Source organism: Undibacterium sp. Di27W, assembly GCF_049340345.1.
GTDB lineage: Bacteria > Pseudomonadota > Gammaproteobacteria > Burkholderiales > Burkholderiaceae_D > Undibacterium.
The window spans coordinates 97,143-119,898 of record NZ_JBMPOS010000005.1 but is presented as its reverse complement, the minus strand read 5'-3'; the positions used below and the strand labels follow the sequence as shown (position 1 = coordinate 119,898).

At 52.3% G+C, this 22,756-nt stretch carries 22 protein-coding genes; 19 read left to right on the top strand and 3 right to left on the bottom strand.

Features of this window, described 5'->3' with window-relative positions; genetic code table 11:
- The first annotated feature begins 43 nt into the window (after positions 1 to 43).
- The 9 genes from ACO0LF_RS12045 (at position 44) to ACO0LF_RS12005 (ending at position 9,489) form a co-directional block, all read left to right on the top strand.
- A complete protein-coding gene (locus ACO0LF_RS12045) occupies positions 44 to 2,437 on the top strand; it encodes a bifunctional salicylyl-CoA 5-hydroxylase/oxidoreductase (protein WP_423014316.1) in 2,394 nt (797 codons plus the stop codon).
- Between the two features lie 2 nt (positions 2,438 to 2,439).
- Complete coding sequence (locus ACO0LF_RS12040; protein WP_423014315.1) at positions 2,440 to 3,222, top strand: SDR family NAD(P)-dependent oxidoreductase; 783 nt, start codon at positions 2,440 to 2,442, stop codon at positions 3,220 to 3,222.
- A 29-nt stretch (positions 3,223 to 3,251) separates the two neighbouring features.
- A complete protein-coding gene (locus tag ACO0LF_RS12035; RefSeq protein WP_423014314.1) occupies positions 3,252 to 3,785 on the top strand; it encodes a MarR family winged helix-turn-helix transcriptional regulator in 534 nt (177 codons plus the stop codon).
- On the top strand, positions 3,782 to 4,636 hold the full coding sequence (locus tag ACO0LF_RS12030; RefSeq protein WP_423014313.1) for an enoyl-CoA hydratase family protein: 855 nt from the start codon (positions 3,782 to 3,784) through the stop codon (positions 4,634 to 4,636). Before ACO0LF_RS12035 ends, ACO0LF_RS12030 begins: the two co-directional genes overlap by 4 nt.
- Before the next feature lie 14 nt (positions 4,637 to 4,650).
- Positions 4,651 to 5,832, top strand: coding sequence for an acyl-CoA dehydrogenase family protein (locus ACO0LF_RS12025; RefSeq protein ID WP_423014677.1), 1,182 nt, complete (start codon positions 4,651 to 4,653; stop codon positions 5,830 to 5,832).
- Positions 5,829 to 6,242, top strand: coding sequence for an acyl-CoA thioesterase (locus ACO0LF_RS12020; RefSeq protein ID WP_423014312.1), 414 nt, complete (start codon positions 5,829 to 5,831; stop codon positions 6,240 to 6,242). Before ACO0LF_RS12025 ends, ACO0LF_RS12020 begins: the two co-directional genes overlap by 4 nt.
- Positions 6,243 to 6,305: 63 nt before the next feature.
- Positions 6,306 to 6,698 carry a RidA family protein gene (locus tag ACO0LF_RS12015; protein WP_422951291.1) on the top strand — a complete coding sequence of 131 codons (393 nt, stop codon included), beginning with the start codon at positions 6,306 to 6,308 and terminating at the stop codon, positions 6,696 to 6,698.
- A 2-nt stretch (positions 6,699 to 6,700) separates the two neighbouring features.
- Entirely contained in the window at positions 6,701 to 8,224 is a 1,524-nt protein-coding gene (locus ACO0LF_RS12010) for a 3-hydroxyacyl-CoA dehydrogenase (RefSeq protein WP_423014311.1), read from the top strand.
- 89 nt (positions 8,225 to 8,313) lie between these two features.
- Entirely contained in the window at positions 8,314 to 9,489 is a 1,176-nt protein-coding gene (locus ACO0LF_RS12005) for an acyl-CoA dehydrogenase (RefSeq protein ID WP_423014310.1), read from the top strand.
- Positions 9,490 to 9,704: 215 nt separating this feature from the next.
- Here the strand turns inward: ACO0LF_RS12005 and ACO0LF_RS12000 are convergent, their stop codons facing one another.
- Positions 9,705 to 11,348 (bottom strand): isovaleryl-CoA dehydrogenase, encoded by a 1,644-nt coding sequence (locus ACO0LF_RS12000; RefSeq protein WP_423014309.1) that lies wholly within the window; start codon positions 11,346 to 11,348, stop codon positions 9,705 to 9,707.
- Positions 11,349 to 11,475: 127 nt separating this feature from the next.
- Here ACO0LF_RS12000 and ACO0LF_RS11995 point away from each other — a divergent pair, with 127 nt between their 5' ends.
- The 6 genes from ACO0LF_RS11995 (at position 11,476) to ACO0LF_RS11970 (ending at position 17,418) form a co-directional block, all read left to right on the top strand.
- On the top strand, positions 11,476 to 12,114 hold the full coding sequence (locus tag ACO0LF_RS11995; protein ID WP_423014308.1) for a TetR/AcrR family transcriptional regulator: 639 nt from the start codon (positions 11,476 to 11,478) through the stop codon (positions 12,112 to 12,114).
- A 9-nt stretch (positions 12,115 to 12,123) separates the two neighbouring features.
- The gene (locus ACO0LF_RS11990; protein WP_423014307.1) at positions 12,124 to 14,445 is read left to right on the top strand and encodes a DNA polymerase III subunit gamma/tau; all 2,322 of its coding nucleotides are present in this window, start codon (positions 12,124 to 12,126) and stop codon (positions 14,443 to 14,445) included.
- Positions 14,446 to 14,524: 79 nt separating this feature from the next.
- Positions 14,525 to 14,851 (top strand): YbaB/EbfC family nucleoid-associated protein, encoded by a 327-nt coding sequence (locus tag ACO0LF_RS11985; protein ID WP_423003838.1) that lies wholly within the window; start codon positions 14,525 to 14,527, stop codon positions 14,849 to 14,851.
- A 2-nt stretch (positions 14,852 to 14,853) separates the two neighbouring features.
- Entirely contained in the window at positions 14,854 to 15,450 is a 597-nt protein-coding gene (gene recR / locus ACO0LF_RS11980) for a recombination mediator RecR (protein WP_423003836.1), read from the top strand.
- Positions 15,451 to 15,479: 29 nt separating this feature from the next.
- Complete coding sequence (locus tag ACO0LF_RS11975; RefSeq protein WP_423003834.1) at positions 15,480 to 16,145, top strand: hypothetical protein; 666 nt, start codon at positions 15,480 to 15,482, stop codon at positions 16,143 to 16,145.
- A 25-nt stretch (positions 16,146 to 16,170) separates the two neighbouring features.
- On the top strand, positions 16,171 to 17,418 hold the full coding sequence (locus ACO0LF_RS11970; protein WP_423014306.1) for a CaiB/BaiF CoA transferase family protein: 1,248 nt from the start codon (positions 16,171 to 16,173) through the stop codon (positions 17,416 to 17,418).
- A gap of 151 nt (positions 17,419 to 17,569) precedes the next feature.
- Here ACO0LF_RS11970 and ACO0LF_RS11965 read toward each other — a convergent pair whose 3' ends face one another.
- Entirely contained in the window at positions 17,570 to 18,172 is a 603-nt protein-coding gene (locus tag ACO0LF_RS11965; protein ID WP_422951297.1) for a MarC family protein, read from the bottom strand.
- A 41-nt stretch (positions 18,173 to 18,213) separates the two neighbouring features.
- The gene (gene elbB / locus ACO0LF_RS11960) at positions 18,214 to 18,864 is read right to left on the bottom strand and encodes an isoprenoid biosynthesis glyoxalase ElbB (protein WP_423014305.1); all 651 of its coding nucleotides are present in this window, start codon (positions 18,862 to 18,864) and stop codon (positions 18,214 to 18,216) included.
- A gap of 223 nt (positions 18,865 to 19,087) precedes the next feature.
- On the opposite strand from elbB, the gene ACO0LF_RS11955 reads away from it, so the two are divergent.
- From ACO0LF_RS11955 to gspH, 4 genes are all read left to right on the top strand, one after another.
- Positions 19,088 to 19,288, top strand: a complete 201-nt coding sequence (locus ACO0LF_RS11955; RefSeq protein ID WP_162058702.1) for a DUF1289 domain-containing protein — start codon at positions 19,088 to 19,090, stop codon at positions 19,286 to 19,288.
- A gap of 56 nt (positions 19,289 to 19,344) precedes the next feature.
- Positions 19,345 to 21,603 (top strand): molybdopterin cofactor-binding domain-containing protein, encoded by a 2,259-nt coding sequence (locus ACO0LF_RS11950; protein ID WP_423014304.1) that lies wholly within the window; start codon positions 19,345 to 19,347, stop codon positions 21,601 to 21,603.
- A 217-nt stretch (positions 21,604 to 21,820) separates the two neighbouring features.
- Positions 21,821 to 22,282 carry a type II secretion system major pseudopilin GspG gene (gspG, locus tag ACO0LF_RS11945; RefSeq protein ID WP_423003826.1) on the top strand — a complete coding sequence of 154 codons (462 nt, stop codon included), beginning with the start codon at positions 21,821 to 21,823 and terminating at the stop codon, positions 22,280 to 22,282.
- Between the two features lie 9 nt (positions 22,283 to 22,291).
- Positions 22,292 to 22,756 (top strand): type II secretion system minor pseudopilin GspH, encoded by a 465-nt coding sequence (gene gspH, locus ACO0LF_RS11940; protein WP_423014303.1) that lies wholly within the window; start codon positions 22,292 to 22,294, stop codon positions 22,754 to 22,756.

The window sequence follows — 22,756 nt, the reverse complement described above, 5'->3', positions numbered from 1 at the left end:
CACAAATTGGCTAAGCAAAAAAATTAATCTTCAAGGTAATTTAATGAATATCCTATGCATAGGCGGAGGTCCGGCTGGCCTGTACTTCAGCCTGCTGATGAAAAAGCAAAACCCGGCGCACCAGATCACCATTGTCGAACGCAATCGCGCTTACGATACCTTTGGTTGGGGCGTGGTGTTTTCTGACCAGACCCTGGGTAATCTGGTGAATGCCGATGAGCAGACTGCCCGTTCTATCTTGCAGTCCTTTAATCACTGGGATGATATTGATACCCATTTCAAGGGCCAGGTTGTTACCTCTGGCGGTCACGGTTTTTGCGGCATAGGCCGCAAGCGTTTGCTGAATATCCTGCAAGAGCGTTGCGAAGAACTGGATGTCAAGCTGGTATTTGAAACCGATGTAACAGACGACCAGACACTGGCGCTGGAATATGATGCCGACCTCGTCATTGCCTGCGATGGCTTGAACAGCCGCGTGCGCACCCGTTATGAGCAAAGCTATCAACCCGATATCGATACCCGCAAATGCCGTTTTGTATGGCTGGGCACCAAAAAACTGTTCTCGGCTTTTACCTTTGCCTTTGAAGAAACCGAGCATGGCTGGTTCCAGGCGCATGCCTATCAATATGATGGCGATACCGCAACCTTTATCGTCGAGACACCGGAAGAAACCTGGCTCAAGGCTGGCATAGATAAAATGAGTCAGGAAGAAGCTATCGCTTTTTGTGAAAACCTGTTCGCCAAATACCTTGATGGCAATGCCTTGATGTCAAATGCCACGCATTTGCGAGGCTCGGCAAACTGGATCAAGTTTCCGCGCATTATCTGCAAGAACTGGGTGCACTGGAATCAATTGAATGGCAAGCGTGTACCTGTGGTCTTGATGGGTGACGCTGCACATACTGCGCATTTCTCGATAGGCTCAGGCACCAAACTGGCTCTGGAAGATGCGATTGAACTGGCACGCAGTTTCGAGAAACATGGTGAGCAAGGCATGGATACCGTCCTGGAAGCCTATCAGGATTTGCGTTCCATAGAAGTCTTGAAGATACAAAGCGCTGCCCGCAATTCCATGGAGTGGTTTGAAAACGTCCAACGTTATACCGCCATGGAAGCACCGCAGTTTGCTTATTCCATGCTGACGCGCAGCCAGCGTCTGTCGCATGAAAACCTGCGGGTAAGGGATGCAGCTTATGTTCGTAGCTTTGAACACTGGATAGCAGAACAGGCGTATGCCAAGGCTGGCTTGCCAGTACCCAAAACAAAAACAGCGATCCCACCCATGCTGACGCCCTACAAGCTGCGTGATGTTGCATTGAAAAACCGCATCGCTGTCTCCCCTATGGCACAATACTCAGCGACCGATGGCGTAGCCGGTGATTATCATCTCGTGCACCTGGGTAGCCGGGCCATGGGTGGTGCCGGCCTGGTGTTTGCCGAAATGACTTGTGTCTCTGCCGATGCCCGCATCACGCCAGCTTGCCCTGGCCTGTATGCACCTGAACATACACAAGCCTGGAAACGCATCGTCGATTTCGTTCATGCCAATACTGATGCAAAGATTGCCGTGCAGCTCGGCCATGCCGGAGCCAAAGGTTCCACCTGCGTAGCTTGGGAGGGTACTGATCAACCTCTCAAAGAAGGCAACTGGTCATTGGTGTCGGCGTCTGAACAGCAATACTTGCCCGGCATTTCGCAAGTTGCTAGTGCTGCCACAGTGACAGATATGCGACGCATACAGAATGATTTTGTCCAGGCGACCAGGGCAGCAGCAGAAGCAGGTTTTGACTGGCTGGAACTGCATTGCGCCCACGGTTACCTGTTATCAAGCTTCATTTCGCCACTAACCAACCAGCGTGAAGATGCATATGGTGGTTCGCTTGAAAACCGTTGCCGTTATCCACTGGAAGTGTTTGCCGCCATACGTGCTGTCTGGCCTGCTGATAAACCTATCTCCGTGCGTATCTCTGCGCATGACTGGGTAGAGGGCGGCATTACTCCCGACGATGCAGTCGCCATCGCCATGCTGTTCAAGGCAGCGGGTGCCGACATGATAGATTGCTCATCTGGCCAGGTCAGCAAGCAGGAAAAACCTGTCTATGGCCGCATGTTCCAGACCCCGTTTGCTGACCGCATACGCAATGAAGCACAAATACCCACTATCGCCGTTGGCGCGATTTTTGAGGCGGATCATGCAAACAGCATCATCGCCGCTGGCCGTGCTGACTTGTGCGCCATCGCCAGACCACACCTGGCTGATCCTGCCTGGACTTTGCATGAGGCAGCCAAGCTGGGCTTCAATGATATGCCATGGCCCAGGCAATATGTCGCCGGAAAATTGCAGCTGGAACGTAATCTTGAACGTGACAGGCAGGTTGCCGCAGCCAGCGCTGGCCTGACACCACAGCAAGTTGCCGCCAAATTGCTGGAAGGATGAGCATGACAGCGTATCAGGAACGTTTGCAAGGCAGGCATGCACTGGTCACCGGTGGTGGCAAGGGTATAGGCCTGGCGATAGCACAAGCCTTGCTCAGCGAAGGTGCGACAGTGACGCTGGCAGGCCGTAGTGAAGCGACTTTGCAGGAGGCTGTGGCTTCCCTGTCTAATGCCAAAGTGCAGTACGTAGTCATGGATGTCAGCGATGTTGAGTCGGTGCAGGCGGCTTTTCAATTATCGCAGGACAGGAATGGTCGCATCGACATCCTCATCAATAATGCCGGGCAAGCCAGTTCAGCTTCTTTCCTTAAAACTGATGCCAAACTGTGGCAAAACATGCTGGATGTGAACCTGAACGGCAGCTTCATTTGCATGCAGCAGGCCTTGCCTGCGATGCTGGAAGCTGGCTGGGGGCGTATCGTCAACGTGGTTAGTACTGCAGGCTTGAAGGGTTATGGCTATGTCTCTGCCTATTGTGCTGCCAAGCATGGCGTGATAGGTCTGACGCGCGCAGTGGCGCTGGAAGTTGCAGCCAAAGGCGTGACGGCGAATGCGGTGTGCCCAGGTTATACCGAGACCGATATCGTCAAGGAAGCCATTGCCAATATCGTTGCGAAAACTGGTCGAACTGAAGAGCAGGCAAAAGCTGAACTGGCCGCGGGTAATCCGCAAAAGCGTTTGGTGCAACCACAAGAAGTCGCAGATGCCGTGTTGTGGCTATGCATGGACGGTGCGTCGGCGATGAATGGGCAGTCGATAGCAGTAGCCGGTGGCGAAGTCATGTGATGAAATCTGAAGAACAAACAAGATCAAGTATGAAAGAAGAAAGCGCGCCAGTGTTCGACATGGAAACTCGCCTGACGCAAGATGACCATCAATCTTTGCGCCTGTGGTTACGCATGCTGTCTTGCACTGTCATGATAGAAGGTGAAATCCGCAGTCGCCTGCGTAGCGAATTTGGTATCACCTTGCCGCGCTTTGACCTGATGGCACAGCTGGAACGGCATCCAGAAGGCTTGCGTATGGGAGAGTTATCCAAACGTATGATGGTCACTGGCGGCAATATCACCGGCATTACCGATCAGCTGGAACAGGAAAAACTGGTGACCCGTGTCGCCGATCTCAAAGACAGACGTGCTTACAGCGTCAAACTGACACCCGCTGGCCGTCGTGCTTTTAAACGCATGGCAGCGGTGCATGAAGCATGGATAGCCGATATGTTTTCTGGCTTGCAGGCTGAGCAGAAAAGCAAATTATTTGAATTGTTGTCGCAAGTGAAAACACATTTGCATGAACCTGGCGCTGACAACAACGTAGACAATAACCCTGAGCAGGAACAAGCACTATGAAATACCTACCCGGACAAGCCCAGGATTTACCTGGCAATCGCCATCAACTGGCAAACTATGTAGCACAGCATTTTACCTATGCCGTCGATGCGGGCGTTGCCACCATCACCCTGAACCGGCCAGAACGCAAAAACCCGCTGACCTTTGATTCGTATGCAGAGTTGCGCGATCTGTTCCGCACATTGTCGTATGGTGATGATGTCAAGGCGATTGTCATTACCGGCGCGGGCGAGAATTTTTGTTCTGGTGGTGATGTGCATGAAATCATCGGCCCCTTGACCAAACTCGATATGCCGGGTCTGCTGAGTTTTACGCGCATGACTGGTGATCTTGTCAAAGCCATGCGCGCCTGCCCGCAGCCGATTATTGCTGCGATTGATGGCGTTTGCGCTGGTGCAGGTGCCATCCTCGCACTGTCTTCTGATATTCGTATAGGCACGGCACGCAGCAAGACTGCTTTCCTGTTCACCCGCGTTGGACTGGCAGGTTGCGACATGGGTGCCTGTTCTATTTTGCCGCGCATCATAGGGCAGGGGCGTGCTTCTGACTTGCTATACACCGGGCGCTCAATGTCTGGTGAAGAGGCAGAACGCTGGGGTTTCTTTAACCGCCTGGCAGCACCGGAAGAAGTACTGGCAGAAGCTCAAGCCTATGCAAGAAATCTGGCTGAGGGCCCAAACTTTGCTCACGGCATGACCAAGAAAATGCTGCAACAAGAATGGAATATGGGCGTTGATGAAGCCATAGAGGCAGAAGCACAGGCCCAGGCCATTTGCATGATGACTAACGATTTTCATCGCGCCTACCATGCCTTCGTTGCCAAGCAAAAACCTGTCTTTGAAGGGGATTGAGCATGACGCATATCATGTCTGACACCAGCTACCTGGACTGGCCTTTCTTTGATGACAAACACCGTGAACTGCAACGCACGCTCGATAGCTGGTCTGCAGAAAACCTGCCTGATCATCATGCCGCAGATGTCGATCAGGCTTGTCGCGATCTGGTTAAACAACTGGGTGCGGCTGGCTGGCTCAAAAATGCCATAGGTGGTAGTGCTTATGGCGGCAATGCTGATGTCATCGACACCCGTGCCATTTGCCTGATACGCGAAACCCTGGCCCGTCATTCTGGCCTGGCAGATTTTGCCTTTGCCATGCAAGGGTTGGGCTCTGGCGCAATCAGCCTGCATGGCACAGAAGTACAAAAGCAGAATTATCTGAGCAAGGTCGCCAAAGGCGAAGCGATTGCTGCCTTTGCCCTGTCTGAACCTGAAGCTGGTTCGGATGTAGCCGCCATGCAATGCGCGGCAGAATTTGTCGCTGATGCAGATGGTGGTCACTATGTCTTGAATGGTGAAAAAACCTGGATTTCCAATGGTGGCATTGCCGACTTCTATGTATTGTTTGCCCGCACTGGCGAAGCACCGGGTGCGCGCGGCATCACTGCATTTATCGTCGATGCTGGCCTGCCTGGTTTTGAAATTGTCGAGCGTATCGATGTGATAGCTCCGCATCCGCTGGCACGCCTGAAGTTTACTAATTGTCGCATCGCGGCAACTCAGCGTCTGGGTGAGGCAGGGCAGGGCTTCAAAGTGGCGATGGCGACGCTGGATATCTTCCGTACATCCGTCGCTGGCGCTGCACTTGGCTTTGCCCGCCGTGCCATGGACGAAGCCATGCACAGAGTGACGACACGCAAAATGTTTGGCCAGACTTTGGCCGATTTTCAGCTGACCCAGGCCAAACTGGCGCAGATGGCAACCATCATAGACAGCTCTGGCCTATTGATTTATCGCGCAGCCTGGCAAAGAGACCAGGGCAGAAAAGTTACTAAAGAAGCTGCCATGGCCAAACTGACTGCGACTGAAGGTGCGCAGCAAGTGATAGATGCAGCGGTGCAGATGTTTGGTGGCCTGGGTGTGGTCAGTGAAGTGCCGGTAGAGCGCCTGTACCGTGAAATCCGTTCTCTGCGTATTTATGAAGGGGCGACGGAAGTGCAGCAACTGATCATAGGCCGTGAATTGCTGAAAGAGTTTGCCTCAGCATGATTTTTACGGCTGAGTTGCCCATACGCTTTGCTCATTGCGACCCAGCGGGTATTGTGTTTTATCCACGTTATTTTGAAATGATGAATGGCGTGGTGGAAGACTGGTGCGCGCAAGGTCTGGCTTGTAGTTTCCATGAAATGCATATTGCGCGTGGCATAGGATTGCCTACCGTGCATCTGGAAACGGATTTCATCAAGCCGGCAGAACTGGGTGAAAGTCTGCTGGCAGAATTGATCGTGACGAAACTGGGCAAGACTTCCGTGGAGTTGCAAATTTGCTTTAGCGGACCGCAACAGGATGTGCGTCTGAAAGCCAGGCTGGTGCTGGTCATGATGGATTTGAAATTGCGCAAGGCGGTAGCCATACCTGATGAATTGCGTGCTGCCATGCAGAAGTATTGCAATATATAAGATAGATATAATGGACTTTTCAGGCTCAAGGCTGTGAAAAGTCATCAATGAAAGGGATAGATGATGGACATTTTGCAACCTCCGGGCTGGGCCAGGCCACGTGGCTATTCAAATGGCATTTCTGCCAGTGGCCGTACTGTGTGCGTCAGTGGCATGGTGGGCTGGGATGCGCAATGCAGCTTTCAGACAGATGATTTCGCGGGCCAGGTAAGGCAGGCCTTGCAGAATATCGTTGAAGTATTGACAGAGGCAAATGCGAAACCTGAGCATATCGTGCGCATGACCTGGTATGTGATCGATAAAAAAGAATATGTAGGAGCCTATAAAGAAGTGGGCGAAGCCTATCGCGATATCATAGGCCGCCATTACCCAACCATGACTGCCGTGCAGGTGGCAGGCTTGATAGAAGACAGAGCCAGGGTGGAGATAGAAGTCACCGCCATCGTGCCGGAGTAAATATGCAGACCAGTATTGCAGTTGTTGGCATTGTTGGTGCCGGTGCCATGGGGCGCGGCATTGCCCAGATTGCTGCGCAGGCAGGTTTTAGCGTGCTCTTGTTTGATGTGCAGGCAGATGCCGCCAGCAAGGCTAGCCAGTTGATTGCTGAACAATGGCAAAAAATGCTGAGCAAGGAAAAACTCAGCGCAGAACAATATCAGCGTGCTGTAGAAAACCTGCAAGTCGTCAATAGCATGCAGGAACTGGCTAAATGCGATCTGGTGGTGGAGGCAATTGTTGAAAAGCTGGATGTCAAACGTGCTTTGTTCCAACAATTGGATGGTATCGTCATTGATGCCTGCATACTGGCGACCAATACTTCGTCTTTATCAGTGACCGCCATTGCGGCTGGTACAAAAATACCTGAGCGTGTCGCGGGCCTGCATTTCTTTAATCCTGTCCCCTTGATGAAGGTGGTGGAAGTCATCGATGGCTTGCTGACCGATGCTGCGGTCGCAGAGCAGCTTATGGCATTTTCCACGCAAACCGGGCATTTGCCAGTACGTGCCAAAGATACGCCTGGCTTTATCGTCAATCATGCAGGCCGTGGTTATGGCACGGAAGCCCTGCGGATACTGCAAGAGAATGTTGCCAGCTTCCGCCAGATAGACCAGATCATGCGTGAGGCCGCAGGTTTCAAGCTGGGCCCGTTTGAATTGCTGGATCTGACGGGGCTGGATGTATCGCACCCTGTCATGGAAGCGATTTATCATCAGTATTATGAAGAGCCACGCTATCGCCCCAGTGTCATCACTGCGCAACGGGTACATGCAGGTGTGCTGGGTCGCAAGACCGGGCGCGGTTTTTATTCTTATAGTGGCAACCAGGATGTACCGGCGGTTCCTGAGCAACAGCCTGCGTGGGCTGGACCAGTATGGATCAGCCAGGAAAACGCGGATGCGGTGCCAGCACTGCTTGCGCTGTTTGAGCGTTGCGGCGTTACTATCGAAAATGGTGAGCAGCCATCCTCAGAAGCACTGTGCATAGTCAGCCCATACGGCGAAGATGTCAGTACCTGTGTGGCGAGAGCAGGCCTGGATGTCCGTCGCACCCTTGGCATAGATGCACTGACTGCTTGCCAGGGGCATCTGAGCCTGATGATGAATCCCGCTACAGATGCAAATTTGGCAGCACAATGCCAGTCGCTGCTGCAAAAAAGCGGGCAGGGTGTCAGTTTGATACAGGATAGCGCCGGTTTCGTCGTTCAGCGCATATTGGCGACCATCATCAATATTGCTAGTGACATAGCCCAGCAAGGCATATGCAGCCCGCAAGATCTCGACAATGCAGTGGTATTAGGCCTCGCTTATCCAGCAGGTCCACTAGCCTGGGGCGACAAACTCGGTACTTCGCGTATACTATTGGTTTTGCGGAACTTGTATGCCAGCACTGGCGACCCTCGCTATCGCCCCAGCCCGTGGCTGGTACGAAGGGCGCAACTGGGTTTGTCCTTGCTGCATTTGCCGAGTCAGGCAAGTACTTAAGACTGCATGAAGCATGTCATGTCACTTCTTGTTTTATGAAAGTGGCATGCAAAAAATAACGAAATACATAATTCAATCAGGAGAAACAGATGGCCAAGGCTGTATTTAGTTGGGAAGATCCCTTGTTATTGTCCTCGCAACTCAGCGATGAGGAGCGTATGGTGCAAGATGCCGCACGTGTCTATTGCGAAGAAAAGCTGACACCAAGGGTCCTGGAAGCTTTCCGTCATGAAAAAACAGATCCAGCCATTTTCCGCGAAATGGGTGAGCTTGGTTTGCTGGGTTCCATGATTCCTACGCAATACGGCGGTGCTGGTTTGAACTATGTTTGCTATGGCCTGGTTGCGCGTGAAGTGGAGCGTGTTGATTCTGGTTACCGTTCCATGATGAGCGTACAAAGCTCGTTGGTCATGGTGCCTATCAATGAATTTGGTAGTGAAGCACAAAAACAAAAATACCTGCCCAAGCTGGCAACGGGTGAATGGATAGGCTGTTTTGGCCTGACCGAGCCTAATCATGGCTCTGACCCAGGTAGCATGGTAACCCGTGCCAGGACTGTGCCGGGTGGTTATTCCTTGAGTGGCGCGAAGATGTGGATCACCAATAGCCCTATCGCTGATGTCTTCGTGGTCTGGGCGAAAACAGATGATGGCCGTATCCGTGGCTTTATCCTGGAAAAAGGCTGGAAAGGCCTGAGCGCACCAGCTATCCATGGCAAGGTAGGCTTGCGTGCTTCCATCACTGGCGAGATCGTCATGGATGAAGTATTCGTGCCAGAAGAAAATCTGATGCCAAATGTAGAAGGCCTGAAAGGCCCGTTCACTTGCCTGAACTCCGCCCGTTACGGGATCGCCTGGGGGGCTTTGGGTGCGGCAGAATTCTGCTGGCATACAGCACGCCAATACACCATGGACCGCCTGCAATTTGGTCGCCCACTGGCAGCAAATCAGCTGGTACAGAAAAAACTGGCTGACATGCAGACAGAAATCACGCTGGCCCTGCAAGGATGTTTGCGCCTGGGTCGCATGAAGGATGAAGGTACGGCAGCAGTTGAAATCACGTCCATCATGAAGCGTAATTCTTGCGGCAAGTCTCTGGATATTGCCCGCACTGCGCGCGATATGCTGGGTGGTAATGGTATTTCTGATGAGTTTGGCATTGCCCGCCATCTGGTGAATCTGGAAGTCGTCAATACCTATGAAGGCACGCATGATATTCATGCCTTGATACTGGGGCGTGCACAGACCGGGATTGCAGCGTTCTAAGAACCTGCTCACGATCTTACTGCGCGAGCGTGATCGGGCCTCATGCGCTGCTCAAAATGCTCATGTACTTAAGTACATTCCGCTTTTTGCGCTGCTCTTCAACCCGCTGACGCTCGCTCGCTACAGATCGTGAACAGGTTCTAATTGCCGCAATAACGCTGCCCGGTCTTTTGACTGGGCAGCAGCTTAGAAATTAATTCGCCTTCAGGCTGTCTTCAGATTGTAAACGCGCGTGAAATAATGCGCTCTTGCAAAGCTCCTGTCGTGGCAGCATCCAGTGTGCCATACACGCGACCACATCCTGCATCTGTGCGGCTTTGTATAAAAGCCCTGGCGATATCAGTCTTTGCATATTCTGCCATCAGGAAAGCCTGTGCTGTCAATACCAGTTTCTGGGTAATACGGCGGGCATTCATTTCCCTGAATTCTGCTGATGCCAGCTCTGACTGTAATTCCACCGCCATTTGCCTGGCTTGTTCCGATGCTGATTTGCTCCATAGTTGCAGCAGCAATTGCAAGCCTTCCGGGTCTCTTTCCATGGCACGTAAGACATCCAGGCACATCACATTGCCTGAGCCTTCCCAAATGGAGTTGACTGGTGCTTCGCGATATAACCTCGCCATGGGGCCAGTCTCGACATAGCCATTACCGCCCCAGACTTCCATGCATTCGCCAGTAAATTCCAGCGCACGCTTGCATATCCAGAATTTTGCGGCAGGTGTCATGATGCGTTTCCAGGCGCGTTGCAAGGCGTCATCTGGTGCATCCAGAGCTGCAGCCAGATGCAGCATGAGTCGGGTTGCTGCTTCACTTTCCAGTGCCAGGTCAGCCAGCACATTACGCATCAGGGGTTGATCTGCCAGCTTCTTGCCGAAAGCCGTGCGGTGGCGTGCATGATGGATGGCTTGCACTAGCGCCAGCCGCATCAGGCCAGCACTGCCGATGACGCAATCCAGCCGTGTCAGGTTGGCCATTTCTATGATGGTTGGAATGCCCCGGCCTTCATTACCTACCATGACACCATAGGCATCCTGGAATTCGACTTCGCTACTGGAGTTGGACTTATTACCTAGTTTGTCTTTCAGTCTTTGTACCAGGATAGAATTCTTGCTGCCATCGGGACGCCAGCGCGGCACAAAAAAACAGGATAATCCATTCTCAGTTTTGGCCAGCACCAGGTGGGCATCGCACATAGGCGCAGAGAAAAACCATTTGTGGCCGGTCAATGCATAGGCCTGGCCTCGCCCCTCGGCACCTAATGCCACGGCAGTGGTGGTATTGGTGCGCACATCCGAGCCCCCCTGTTTTTCTGTCATACCCATGCCTATCAGGATGGATTTTTTCTGGGCTATCGGCAAGTCACGCGGATCATGTTCCAGTGAATACAGCTTGTCTTTGAGTTCAGCGAACAAGGCAGCTTCGTTTTGCAGCACAGGGATGGAGGCAAAAGTCATGGTACTGGGGCATAGGGAGCCAGACTCCACCTGTGACTGCATGAAATAACCTGCTGCACGCGCAACATGTGAACCCATGCGCGGCTGGCTCCAGGGGCTGGCATGCAGACCTTGCTTGCGCAATATTCCCAATAATTGATGCCAGCTTGGGTGAAAGTCTACTCTGTCTATGCGCTTGCCCTGTCTGTCATGGGTATGTAGTTCGGGCAAATGCGTATTGGCCAGCGCAGCAGCTTCCAGTACAGCGCTGCTGCCCAACTCTTGCCCGGATACTGTCAAGGTGTTTTGATACCAGTCAGCCTGATACTGCGCCAGGCTGGTCATTAGAACGGCATCACTAGTGAAAATATTGTAATCTTGCAGGTCTGCGACCTGATTGCTTATTTCATGGGTTTGCCACTGCATATGTGCCTCATTGATATCGGTAAGCTAAATAAGTAAGCCAGATGAATAGTGTAGTCTGATGAAGTAATCAAGATGTTCGCCTTTTGGCATTATCCCAAGTACCTGAACTTATAAAACAAGAAACACCATGAGCGAGACTGCCAGCCCTTTGAAATTACGCCGCAAGCCAGTGCAGCAACGCTCTAAAATGACACAATTGGCAATCCTCGATGCCTTTGTTCGGCTTTTGGTCGAAAAAAGCTATGCCGATCTGACCATGCGCGATATTGCACTGGTCGCGGGCGTCGGCCTGGGCACATTGTATGAATACTTTCCTGGCAAGAAATCGATCGCAGCCCATTGCATCCATGAGCGCATGAAAAATATCGGTGCGCAGATGCGCATCTGGGTAGACTTGCAACACGGTCAGCCCTTGCAAGACATCGTCACTGATCTGCTGGAACGCATCATTCTTTTACATGCCGACAAGACCGAAGAGTGGTCTGCCCTGATTTTCCTGGAGCGGCAGATTTCAAATATGGAAGCCTACAGCGCACTCTACGGGCAAGTTGTTGATATCTGGGAATCTGCTTTTGCGGCAAGTTCAGACCGTGCAGCTTATCCAAATACCAGTCCGGCGATAGTCCATGCGGCTGTTTACGGGGTCTTGTACCAGACCCTGATGTTATCCCCGCAAAGCCTGCAAGAGCCTGAATTTCTTGCTCAGATGAAAAACTTGGTGTTGGGATATCTGCAAATCACTGATCTGAGCGCCCGAATAAGGTAAAATCGCAGGATGTCCTATCAAGTCCTCGCCCGAAAATATCGCCCCAAGAGTTTTGAAACTCTGGTGGGGCAAGAGCACGTGGTCCGTGCCTTATCGCATGCGCTAGAGCAGCAGCGGCTGCATCACGCCTATTTGTTTACCGGTACCCGCGGTGTCGGCAAGACGACGCTATCACGCATACTGGCTAAATCCTTCAATTGCGAGACGGGCATTACTGCCCATCCTTGCGGTGTTTGCGAAGCCTGCACGGCGATTGATGCCGGGCGCTTTGTTGACTATATAGAAATGGATGCCGCCTCGAACCGTGGCGTCGATGAAATGGCCTCGCTGCTGGAGCAGGCGATTTATGCGCCGTCCAATGCACGCTTTAAAGTCTATATGATAGACGAGGTGCACATGCTGACCAACCACGCTTTCAATGCCATGTTGAAAACGCTGGAAGAGCCGCCTGAGCACGTCAAATTCATTCTGGCAACGACAGACCCGCAAAAAATCCCGGTCACGGTCTTGTCACGCTGCCTGCAATTCAATCTCAAGCAAATGCCGCCTGGCCATATCGTCGGCCATCTGGAAAACATCCTGGGGCAAGAGCAAATCGAATTTGAATTGCCTGCCTTGCGTTTGCTGGCACAAGGTGCTCATGGCTCCATGCGTGATGCCTTGTCCTTGACCGACCAGGCAATTGCTTACGCCGCTGGCAAAGTCAGCCTGGATGCCGTACAAGGCATGCTGGGTGCGCTGGACCAGTCTTATCTGATACGCCTGCTGGATGCCTTGCTGGCCCAGGATGGTAAAGCCTTGCTCGATGTTGCCGATGAAATGGCAGCGCGCAGCCTGTCTTATAAAGCAGCCCTGCAAGACCTGGGTAGTTTGTTGCACCAGATCGCCGTGGCGCAAATGGTGCCTGCGGCAGTGGCAGAAGATATTCCTGAACGCGAACAGGTTTTGCGCCTGGCACAGAGTTTCGCCAAAGAAGAAGTGCAACTGTTTTATCAAATTGCCGTGCATGGCCGTAATGAGCTGGCGCTGGCACCTGATGAATATGCAGGCTTTAGCATGACGCTGTTGCGCATGCTGGCGTTCAAGCCTGTCAGTGGTGAACAGTGGGCGCAGCCGCCAGCCAGCACGCCGCCGGCTGGTGGCCGACCTGCATTGCCAGTTAATACTGTCAACAATGCAGCGCCTGCACAAAGCCCTGCGCGTCCTGGCTCTGCTTCTAGTTCTATTTCTAGTCCCGCAGCTTCTAGCAGTACTGCTAGTGCTGTGCCTGTAGTAAATACTGTGCAGGCAGCGATGCCTGCACGTGCTCCAGCAGAAGCGCCGAAACCGGTTGTACAGGATAATGCCGAGACACCCGCAACACCCGCAACTGCACCTGCTGCTGGCACACGTGTCAGCCCGGTATTGGCAGCCCTGGCTGCGGCCCGCGCAAATACCAAGAATGGCACGCCAGCAGGCAAAACTGCTACTGCCGAAGTTGCACCAGTAGCCAAAGCTGCAATTGCACCCGTGAGTCCTGTGTCCCCAGTTGCTCCAGTCTCACCTGTAGCTCCTGTCAGGCCCGTTACTCCTGTCGCAACACCGTCAGTCAAAGTAGCGCCGCCGTCGGCGCAACCGGTAGTCAAGCCTGCCCAGCCCGTGTCTGCACCAGCACCTCTGATCGCCGAGCAGGATATGCAATCCATGGGTATGGATGATATGCCGCCGCCCTGGGATGAAGAAATGTTCTTCGATGCAGAGCCCGCAAAACCGGCAATGCCACCACGAGCGATGGCTCCCACTGTAATGCTGGAACAAGCCGCGCCAGTTGAAGTGGCCGTGCTTGCTGACACTGTTGCAACTGCTGACCAGGAACCGCAAGCCGTCGCTGCAGAAGTGATCAAGCCCAGAGAGTCCATCACCCTGAATGCAGATCGCCTGATCGCGAATGCACCAGTCCCTGAGTTGAACTGGGATGGTCATTGGCCTGCGTTGGCAGCCAGCTTGCCAGTACGCGGCGTTGCCCAGCAAATGACGCAGCAAAGTGAACTGGTCAGTTGCAAGCAGGATGGCAATGCCCATGTATTCCGCCTGCGCCTGCCTTTGTCTACACTCTTGTCTTCGGGCAGTGTTGAAAAACTTAGCGCAGCCCTGACTGAACGTTTTGAAAAGACCATACGGGTAGAAACCGAGATAGGTGCTGTTGAGCATACCGCCAACGCACAAGCTGTGGCTGAGCGTGAAGTGCGCCAGCAACAGGCAGAGAAATCCATACAGGGCGACAGTTTCGTGCAGACTTTAATGCGTGAATTTGGCGCCACTATCGTCACGGGTAGCGTACGGCCGGTCTGATGTCGGTGATATGCAAAAAAATACAATTCCGCGTGACCAAATTTAATCAATATTCCATTTTTATTTTCGGAGAAATTTTATGATGAAGAATCAATTAGCTGGCCTGATGAAACAAGCCCAGACAATGCAGGACAATATGAAAAAAGCCCAGGATCAATTGGGTCTGGTAGAAGTAGAAGGCCAGGCTGGTGCTGGCTTGGTCAAGGTTGTCATGACCTGCAAGAACGATGTCAAGCGCGTTACCATCGATCCATCTTTGCTGGGTGACGACAAGGACATGCTGGAAGACCTGGTTGCCGCCGCTTTCAATGATGCGGTACGCAAGGCAGAAGCCACTTCACAAGAAAAAATGTCAGCATTGACAGCTGGCATGCCATTGCCACCTGGTTTCAAGATGCCGTTCTGAGGGTGAAGAAACTCGGTAGTCTGGAAGCCTTGTCTGAGGCCCTACGCCGCTTGCCCGGCGTCGGGCCAAAGTCTGCGCAGCGCATGGCTTATCATCTTTTGCAACATGACAGGGAAGGCGCTGCCATCCTTGGCATGGCGCTGACTCACGCGGTCGAACGCATACAACATTGCGCATCCTGCAATACCTTCAGCGAGAGCGAAGTTTGCGAAACCTGTATGGATGCAGTGCGCGATACCAGTCTGCTGTGTGTGGTGGAAACACCTTCTGACCAGATGATGATAGAACAGACCATGACGTACAAGGGCCTGTACTTTGTGCTCATGGGGCGACTCTCGCCACTTGATGGCATAGGTCCGAAAGACATCCATCTGGAAAAGCTTATTGCCAGAGCCACTGATGGCAAAGTGCAAGAAGTGGTGCTGGCCACCAATTTCACCAATGAAGGTGAGGCAACCGCGCATTACATCAGCGAGACGCTGAAGGCGCGTGGCTTGCGGGTCAGTCGCCTGGCTCGCGGTGTGCCAGTTGGAGGTGAGCTCGAATATGTGGATGCTGGCACGATTGCCCGCGCCATGCTGGATAGACGGACAACTTAATACAGTAACTGAGATAATAATAAGCCATCATGTTTCTGATCCCCGCCGAACAAAAAAGCAAATTGCATTTGCAATGGTCAGACCTGATAAGGGGATTGGCTGGTAGTCCCAGGCATGCAATGGAAGTCTGGACTTTACTCGATAAGCATTACTCCGAGCCACAACGCAGTTTTCATAATCTCACCCATATCCAGTCCATGCTCAGGCATGCTGAAGAGCGGCGGGCAGACATACAGAATTTCCCCATGGTGTCCCTGGCGATCTGGTTTCATGACCTGGTCTATGATACCCATGCCAACAACAATGAACTGAAAAGTGCAGAACTGGCGGGGGAGTTGATGATGCGCATGGAAATTAATCCCACCATCATCATGCATGTGCAGCAATGCATACTTGCCACGGCCAGACATGAAGTGGCCGATTTTAAAAATCGCTCTGTCGATATTCCCTTATTTCTTGATATCGCCCTGACTATACTGGGCGCACCTCAGGATATTTATCAGCACTATAGCCGGGCCATACGCAATGAATTCCGCTGGCTGGAAGCACCTGCATACAGGGCAGGGCGTTTAAAAGTACTCAAGCGCTTTGCCGGGCGTGAGCAACTCTATTTTCATCCAACAATGGCTGCACAATTCGATGCCCAGGCACGTACCAATATTGCCTGGGAAATCAAGAAACTGACTTTTTTCTAAAACAATTTCAGAGAAGCGCTTACTCATGCAGTCACAAGCTAAAGCACATGGCCCTTTGGCGGGCATCAAGGTCCTGGAGTTGGGCACGCTGATCGCCGGGCCATTTTGCTCACGCATGCTGGCTGAATTTGGCGCTGAAGTGATCAAGGTAGAGTCCCCTGATGGCGGTGACCCTCTGCGCCAGTGGCGTGTGCTGAAAGATGGCACTTCGCTGTGGTGGAGTGTGCAGGCACGTAATAAGAAAAGTATTACCCTGAATATGAAGCAGGAACAGGCACGTGAAATTGCCAAGCGCCTGGCCCTGGATGCCGACATCATCATAGAAAATTATAGACCCGGCGTGCTGGAAAAATGGGCGCTGGGATTTGAAGATTTAAAAACGATCAACCCTGCCACCATCATGGTGCGCCTGTCGGGTTACGGCCAGACCGGGCCTTTGAAAGACTTGCCTGGCTTTGGTGCTATCGGTGAATCCATGGGAGGTTTGCGTTATGTCTCCGGCCACCCTGACCGACCACCTGTGCGAGTAGGTATATCGATAGGAGACTCAGTCGCTGCCTTGCATGGAGTAATAGGCGCCATGATGGCCTTGCGTCACCGTGATGTCACTGGTGGGCGCTGGAATGGCAAGCAGGGTGAGGCTTGTGTTGCTGGCCAGGGCCAGATGGTGGATGTGGCTTTGTATGAGTCGGTATTCAACTTGATGGAATCACTGGTGCCAGAATTTGACCATGCCGGTGTCGTGCGTGAACGTACTGGTGGTGCTTTGCCTGGCATAGTCCCGTCAAATACCTACACGACGGCTGAAGGTGAAAATATTGTCATTGCCGGTAATGGCGATGCGATTTTCCACAGGCTCATGAAAGCCATAGACCGTGATGACCTGGCGCAAGACCCTGGCCTGGTGCGCAATGATGGCCGCGTCCCGCGCACAGCAGAAATTGACGCGGCAATCCAGACCTGGTGTTCAGGCCGTGACATCGATACAGCATTGCAGATACTCAAGGCAGCCGATGTGCCGGTGGGTAAAATCTATTCGGTACGCGATATGATGAGCGACCCGCAATTCCTGGCGCGCCAGATGTTTGAGCAACACGCATTTGAAGATGGCACACCAGTCAAACTGCCAGCCATTACGCCCAAGATGTCAGAGACTCCTGGCCAGACCCAGTGGCTGGGCCCGCGCCTGGGGCAACATAATCAGGAGGTATTAAGTACGCTGGGTTATAGTGATGCCGAGATTGCGCAAATGACTGCGGATAAGATAATTTAAGTAGAATAGGGTAAGGGTCAGCTATGAATCGTCAAATGATTAAACAATTTCTGATCGCTTTAGTCTTGTTCTTGCTAGGCTACTTCACTTTCAATCGCTGATATTCTGGATATGGCTGACCTGATATTTATCCACGGTCAGCCATGCATGATCAGTTCAGTGTTTTCAGGTAATCCCTGATCCCCGCCAGCAGCATTTCGACCGACATGGCTGTCAGTATCAAGCCCATCAGGCGTTCAAATGCAGTCATGGCGCGTACACCCAGGACCTTTTGCATGCGTTCCGCACTCAATAACACCACCAGCCAGACCACGGCAACGGCAGTCAATGCTGCCAGATGCACCATCATGTCCTGACGGCTGTCGGATGAAAACAGCAGCACTGTCGCCAGCGCAGACGGGCCAGCCAAGGCTGGTATCGCCAGCGGCACGATGAAAGGCTCGTGACCATCTTCTACATCCCCGAAAATACCGCCCTCCTGCGGGAATACCATGCGCAAGGCAATCAGGAACAGGATCACGCCACCACCTATGCGCAAGGACACTTCTGTCAATTGCAGTGCGGTCAGGAAGTGTTTGCCAAAGAACATGAACAGCAAAAGCAGGCCAAAGGCAATCGCGCACTCGCGCACCACCACACGCCAGCGCCGCTCGGGTGCGACATGGGACAGGGCGCTGACGAATATGGGGACGTTACCAAACGGGTCGGTCACCAATATCAGCAACATCAGGGATTGAAAAAAATCTTGAGTCATGAAGACCTTGTTTTAAAAATCATACTTGGAGCTCTGGTGTTTTAGATTAGTGCAAGCGTGGCTTTGACGGCAGCTTCGATTCCAGTCGCTGCTTCAGCAATATTTTCCGCCAGCATATAGGCAGGGGTACTGACAACTTTTCTCTCTTTGTCGACGACAAATTCTTTTACCGGGCAATTGATATGTTGCCCACCCATGGCGGTGACGGCAGTAGCCGTGTCTTCATCAGTTCCTATGGTGACAGCGACGCCAGAGCCATAGATATGTGGCATCATGGCTGGGGCTATGCAGATATAGCAGGCAGGTTTCCCAGCGTCTGCTACGGCTTTGGCAAAGCGCAAGACATCTGGCTGTATCTGGCAGTCAGCCCCTTTGCTGGCAAAGTCAGACAGGTTTTTGGCTGCTCCAAAACCACCAGGGAAAAATACGGCGGCATAGTCATTGGCATTTGCCAGTGCTATATCCTTGATCTTGCCACGGGCGATACGGGCAGATTCTACCAGCACATTGCGGCTTTCACCTTCCGCGACCAGACCCGTAAGGTGATTGACAACATGGGCTTGCGGGATATTGGGTGCCAGGAATTCAGGTTCTGCACCGGCTTTGACCAGTGCCAGCATGGTCAGTACACTCTCGTGAATTTCAGCGCCATCAAAGACGCCACAACCGGAAAGAACGACGGCTACTTTCATGATGTACCTTTATATTTTGTGGGAGAAGGACAGAAAGCAGTCAATTTTCTCGCTGAAGCCTGTAGGCTGTCAACAAAGTCACTCTATTTCTGGAAAAATAGAGTGCGACTACCAACGCAGTAAACAAAAAAACATTTATTATTAGCCAGAAAAAGGCGAACGCCCGTTTTATTATTTCGGGCCTAGCTCATTCAGGCACAATCCTGAAAGCCAGAGTAAGACTATGTCAGTAATAAAGATGGAAGGCAAAGAACGCCCGGATACGCCCTGTGTTGCCGTTTGCTCAACAACATTTGATGATGTTTGTCGTGGCTGTGGCCGCACCGTGGCCGAGGTGGCTGAGTGGGTGTTCATGACAGCAGAACAAAAAGAAATCGTCTGGACCAGGATATTGGCAGAAGGTTATCCAAGACGAAACACATAAGCACGCCAAATATATAAGAAATAATATAAAGGCGGCAAAAAGATCGGAGACCGTGCATGTCGGAGCAAAAAAAATCAGGACGCCGCCGCTTCATCCTGGGTGGCTTGGGCTTGACGGGGGCGTTGCTGGTGGGGTGGGGTGTCTTGCCGCCGCGCCAGCGCCTTAACACTAGCTCACCCTTGCCTGTGTCAAATGGCGAAGTCGCAATGAATGGCTGGATCAAGATTGCGCAAGATGGCACGGTCAGTGTCGCCATGCACAGGAGCGAGATGGGGCAGGGCATACATACTGCCTTGCAAATGCTGGTGGCTGAAGAGCTGGATGTCCCCATGAGCATGGTCAAGCCCATGTATGTGCCCGCCGATAAAATTTATGGAAACATGGCGGCCTTGGCTGACGGCCTGCCTTTTCACCCGGATGACCATGGTAGCCTGAAGCGCACTGCGCAATGGGTGACACTTAAATTTGCCCGCGAGCTGGGTTTGCAGATGACAGGTGGATCCTCCAGCGTCAAGGATGCCTGGCAACCCATGCGTGAAGCAGGGGCAACGGCGCGCGCCATGCTGGTCGCTGCGGCAGCAAAGAAATGGAAGGTGGCTGCGACAGAATGCATGACCAAAGATGGCGTAGTCAGTCATTCATCTGGCAAGCATGCCAGCTATGCTGAGCTGGCTGCCGATGCGATCAACAGTCAGCCTGGCGAGATACAACTCAAGCGCCCGCAAGATTTCAAAATCATAGGCCAGCCGCAGCCACGTACCGATGCTGCGCCCAAGGGCGATGGCAGTGCCCAGTTTGGTATTGATGCACGGCCAGAAGGCATGTTGTATGCCGCTATCAGGCAAAGCCCCACCATAGGTGGACGTGTTAAATCCTTTGATGCTGCTGCAGCTAAATCGATGCCAGGTGTCACGCAAGTCATCGACTTTTCCATGGAAGGGGCGGTGGCCGGTATTGCCGTGGTGGCGCAATCGTATTGGCAAGCCAGACAGGCGCTGGACAAATTACCTGTTATCTGGGAGGCAGGCGAGTATGCGCAACTTTCTACAGAAAGTATTTTTAAGGATTTTGCCAGCAAGCTAGCTACAGAATCAGGTTTTGCTTATTACAAGAACGGTGATGTAGAAAATAAGCTGGCTGCCAAGGAGATAATCAATACCATAGAGGCAGAATATTGCGCACCATTTTTGGCGCATGCGGCAATGGAACCCATCAATTGCACGGCGCAGCTCAAGGATGGCAAGCTGCAGATCTGGACCTCTACTCAAGTGCCCGGCGTGGCGGCAGATGTCGCCGCTAAAGTCGCCAGGCTGAAATCAGAAGATGTCACTGTGCACATGGCTTATCTGGGTGGTGGCTTTGGTCGCAGGCTGGAAGTGGACATGGTTGCGCAAGCTGCGCGTATTGCCATGGACACCAAAGGGGCGCCAGTCAAGGTGATCTGGAGCCGCGAAGAAGATACTACGCATGACATGTATAGGCCCGCTGCTCTGGCACGTTTCAAGGCTGGGCTCGATAGTGCAGGTAATTTACTGGCTTATGATAACAAGTCTGTCTCAGGCTCAATTACCCATCAGGTACTTAAACGCACTTTTGGTCTGGCGGGCGCAGGCCCGGATAAAACCACGGCAGAAGGCGAATTTGACATGCCTTATGAAATCCCGCATCAGCGTATTGCGCATGTCATTGTCCCTAGCCCGGTGGCATTGGGTTTTTGGCGTTCGGTTGGTCATTCACATAATGCTTTTTTCAAAGAGAGTTTTATCGATGAAATTGCCCATGCGGCGAAACAGGATGGCGTGAGTTTCCGCCGTAATTTATTGAAAGCACATCCACGTCATCTGGCCGTGCTCGATGCGGTCGTGCAAAAGGCGGGCAAGCCTGCTGATGGAAGGGCGCATGGTCTGGCCTTGCATGAATCTTTTGGCAGTATCGTCGCCCAGATTGCCGAGGTGTCCGTGAACGAAGGGCAGATTCGTGTTCATAAAGTGGTTTGCGCCGTTGATTGCGGCATAGCAGTCAACCCCAATATCATTGCCCAGCAAATGGAGTCTGCCGTGGTCTTTGGTTTAAGCGCTGCCCTGTATGGTGAAATTACCATCAAGGATGGCAAGGTCGTGCAGACTAACTTTCATGACTACCAGGTCTTGCGCATCAATGAGGCACCTGAAGTGGAAACCATCATTATCCCGAGTGCAGAAGCACCCCAGGGTATAGGTGAGCCAGGGGTGCCACCCATTGCGCCGGCAGTGGCAAATGCCGTATTTGCCTTGACTGGCAAGCGTTTGCGCAGTTTGCCCTTGAAATTGAGTTGAAATATACTGGCGGTAGTATGTGAGCATCAAGACAGAATTCATACATATTAAATACTTTTTTGTGTAAATATATTGTCTTGATGGCATTTTTTGTTACTATTCGATACAGAATGCAGCCCAAGTGGCATTTGCAGGATTTATACTGCGTCAGCGCGACCTGTCAGTTCGTGTCGCGCTTTTTGCTTTTTAAGTTTTTCATTTTTTTTAGAGTTTCATTATGTCCAATTTTTCAGTTCCTGTACGTGCGGGCAGGTCTCCGGGATCCGAACGCGGTTTTACCCTGATAGAAATCATGGTGGTAGTGACTATCATCGCGATTCTGGGTGCTTTTATGGTTCCTAAGCTGACCGGGTTTACCCATGAAGCCAGGGTGGCTGCCGCCAAGCAGGATATCTCTACCATCATGACTTCGCTGAAGTTGTATCGCTTGCACAATCAGCGCTATCCGACTACGGAGCAGGGTTTGCAGGCGCTGGTAGAGAAACCGACATCCGGGCCAGCGGCGAATGCCTGGCAAACTGGTGGCTATCTGGAAAAATTGCGCAATGACCCATGGGGCAAGCCATATCAATACCTGTCTCCAGGCATCAGGGGCGATGTCGACGTGTTTTCACTGGGTGCCGACGGACAACCGGGTGGCAGTGGTGAGGATGCTGACATAGGTTCCTGGGATCTATAAGAAGCAATAATGAAGATTATGCGCGTACAGCGGGGTTTTACCTTGCTGGAGTTGTTGGTAGTGTTGGTGATTTTCGGTCTCATACTTGGGGCTGTCAGCATTAACGCCATGCCGGGCGAGCAACAGCGCCTGGAAAATGACGCCAGGAGGATTTCCCTGCTTTTGCAACTGGCACGAGATGAAGCCATCGTCCGTAATCTGCCCGTGGCTTTTGAAGTGGATCAACATGGTTACCGCTTCCTGGTCAGGGAAGAAAGAGTCTGGACGCCAGTCAAGGACGAGATGCTGCGCGAGAGAAGTTTTCAAACTGCGCCCGTGGAATTGTCCGTGCAGCCGCAAGTGGCAGATACTTCCACAATACGTATCGTATTTGGCCGCGAGCCTGTGGATAAACCCTTTGTACTCACCATCAAATCTGCTGACAAGCATGTCAGTGTACGCGCCGATGGCATAGGCCATTTTTCAGTTGAATAA

What these genes read in the sequence shown, in the direction of transcription:
- ACO0LF_RS11990 (WP_423014307.1), top strand. Translation starts at nt 12,124, where the DNA reads ATGTCCTATCAAGTCCTCGCCCGAAAATATCGCCCCAAGAGTTTTGAA.
- ACO0LF_RS12045 (WP_423014316.1), top strand. Translation starts at nt 44, where the DNA reads ATGAATATCCTATGCATAGGCGGAGGTCCGGCTGGCCTGTACTTCAGC.
- ACO0LF_RS11970 (WP_423014306.1), top strand. Translation starts at nt 16,171, where the DNA reads ATGCAGTCACAAGCTAAAGCACATGGCCCTTTGGCGGGCATCAAGGTC.
- ACO0LF_RS11950 (WP_423014304.1), top strand. Translation starts at nt 19,345, where the DNA reads ATGTCGGAGCAAAAAAAATCAGGACGCCGCCGCTTCATCCTGGGTGGC.
- ACO0LF_RS12020 (WP_423014312.1), top strand. Translation starts at nt 5,829, where the DNA reads ATGATTTTTACGGCTGAGTTGCCCATACGCTTTGCTCATTGCGACCCA.
- ACO0LF_RS11975 (WP_423003834.1), top strand. Translation starts at nt 15,480, where the DNA reads ATGTTTCTGATCCCCGCCGAACAAAAAAGCAAATTGCATTTGCAATGG.
- ACO0LF_RS11995 (WP_423014308.1), top strand. Translation starts at nt 11,476, where the DNA reads ATGAGCGAGACTGCCAGCCCTTTGAAATTACGCCGCAAGCCAGTGCAG.
- ACO0LF_RS12010 (WP_423014311.1), top strand. Translation starts at nt 6,701, where the DNA reads ATGCAGACCAGTATTGCAGTTGTTGGCATTGTTGGTGCCGGTGCCATG.
- ACO0LF_RS12000 (WP_423014309.1), bottom strand. Translation starts at nt 11,348, where the DNA reads ATGCAGTGGCAAACCCATGAAATAAGCAATCAGGTCGCAGACCTGCAA.
- ACO0LF_RS12005 (WP_423014310.1), top strand. Translation starts at nt 8,314, where the DNA reads ATGGCCAAGGCTGTATTTAGTTGGGAAGATCCCTTGTTATTGTCCTCG.
- gspH (WP_423014303.1), top strand. Translation starts at nt 22,292, where the DNA reads ATGAAGATTATGCGCGTACAGCGGGGTTTTACCTTGCTGGAGTTGTTG.
- ACO0LF_RS12025 (WP_423014677.1), top strand. Translation starts at nt 4,651, where the DNA reads ATGTCTGACACCAGCTACCTGGACTGGCCTTTCTTTGATGACAAACAC.
- elbB (WP_423014305.1), bottom strand. Translation starts at nt 18,864, where the DNA reads ATGAAAGTAGCCGTCGTTCTTTCCGGTTGTGGCGTCTTTGATGGCGCT.
- ACO0LF_RS12035 (WP_423014314.1), top strand. Translation starts at nt 3,252, where the DNA reads ATGAAAGAAGAAAGCGCGCCAGTGTTCGACATGGAAACTCGCCTGACG.
- ACO0LF_RS11965 (WP_422951297.1), bottom strand. Translation starts at nt 18,172, where the DNA reads ATGACTCAAGATTTTTTTCAATCCCTGATGTTGCTGATATTGGTGACC.
- ACO0LF_RS12040 (WP_423014315.1), top strand. Translation starts at nt 2,440, where the DNA reads ATGACAGCGTATCAGGAACGTTTGCAAGGCAGGCATGCACTGGTCACC.
- ACO0LF_RS11955 (WP_162058702.1), top strand. Translation starts at nt 19,088, where the DNA reads ATGTCAGTAATAAAGATGGAAGGCAAAGAACGCCCGGATACGCCCTGT.
- gspG (WP_423003826.1), top strand. Translation starts at nt 21,821, where the DNA reads ATGTCCAATTTTTCAGTTCCTGTACGTGCGGGCAGGTCTCCGGGATCC.
- ACO0LF_RS11985 (WP_423003838.1), top strand. Translation starts at nt 14,525, where the DNA reads ATGATGAAGAATCAATTAGCTGGCCTGATGAAACAAGCCCAGACAATG.
- ACO0LF_RS12030 (WP_423014313.1), top strand. Translation starts at nt 3,782, where the DNA reads ATGAAATACCTACCCGGACAAGCCCAGGATTTACCTGGCAATCGCCAT.
- ACO0LF_RS12015 (WP_422951291.1), top strand. Translation starts at nt 6,306, where the DNA reads ATGGACATTTTGCAACCTCCGGGCTGGGCCAGGCCACGTGGCTATTCA.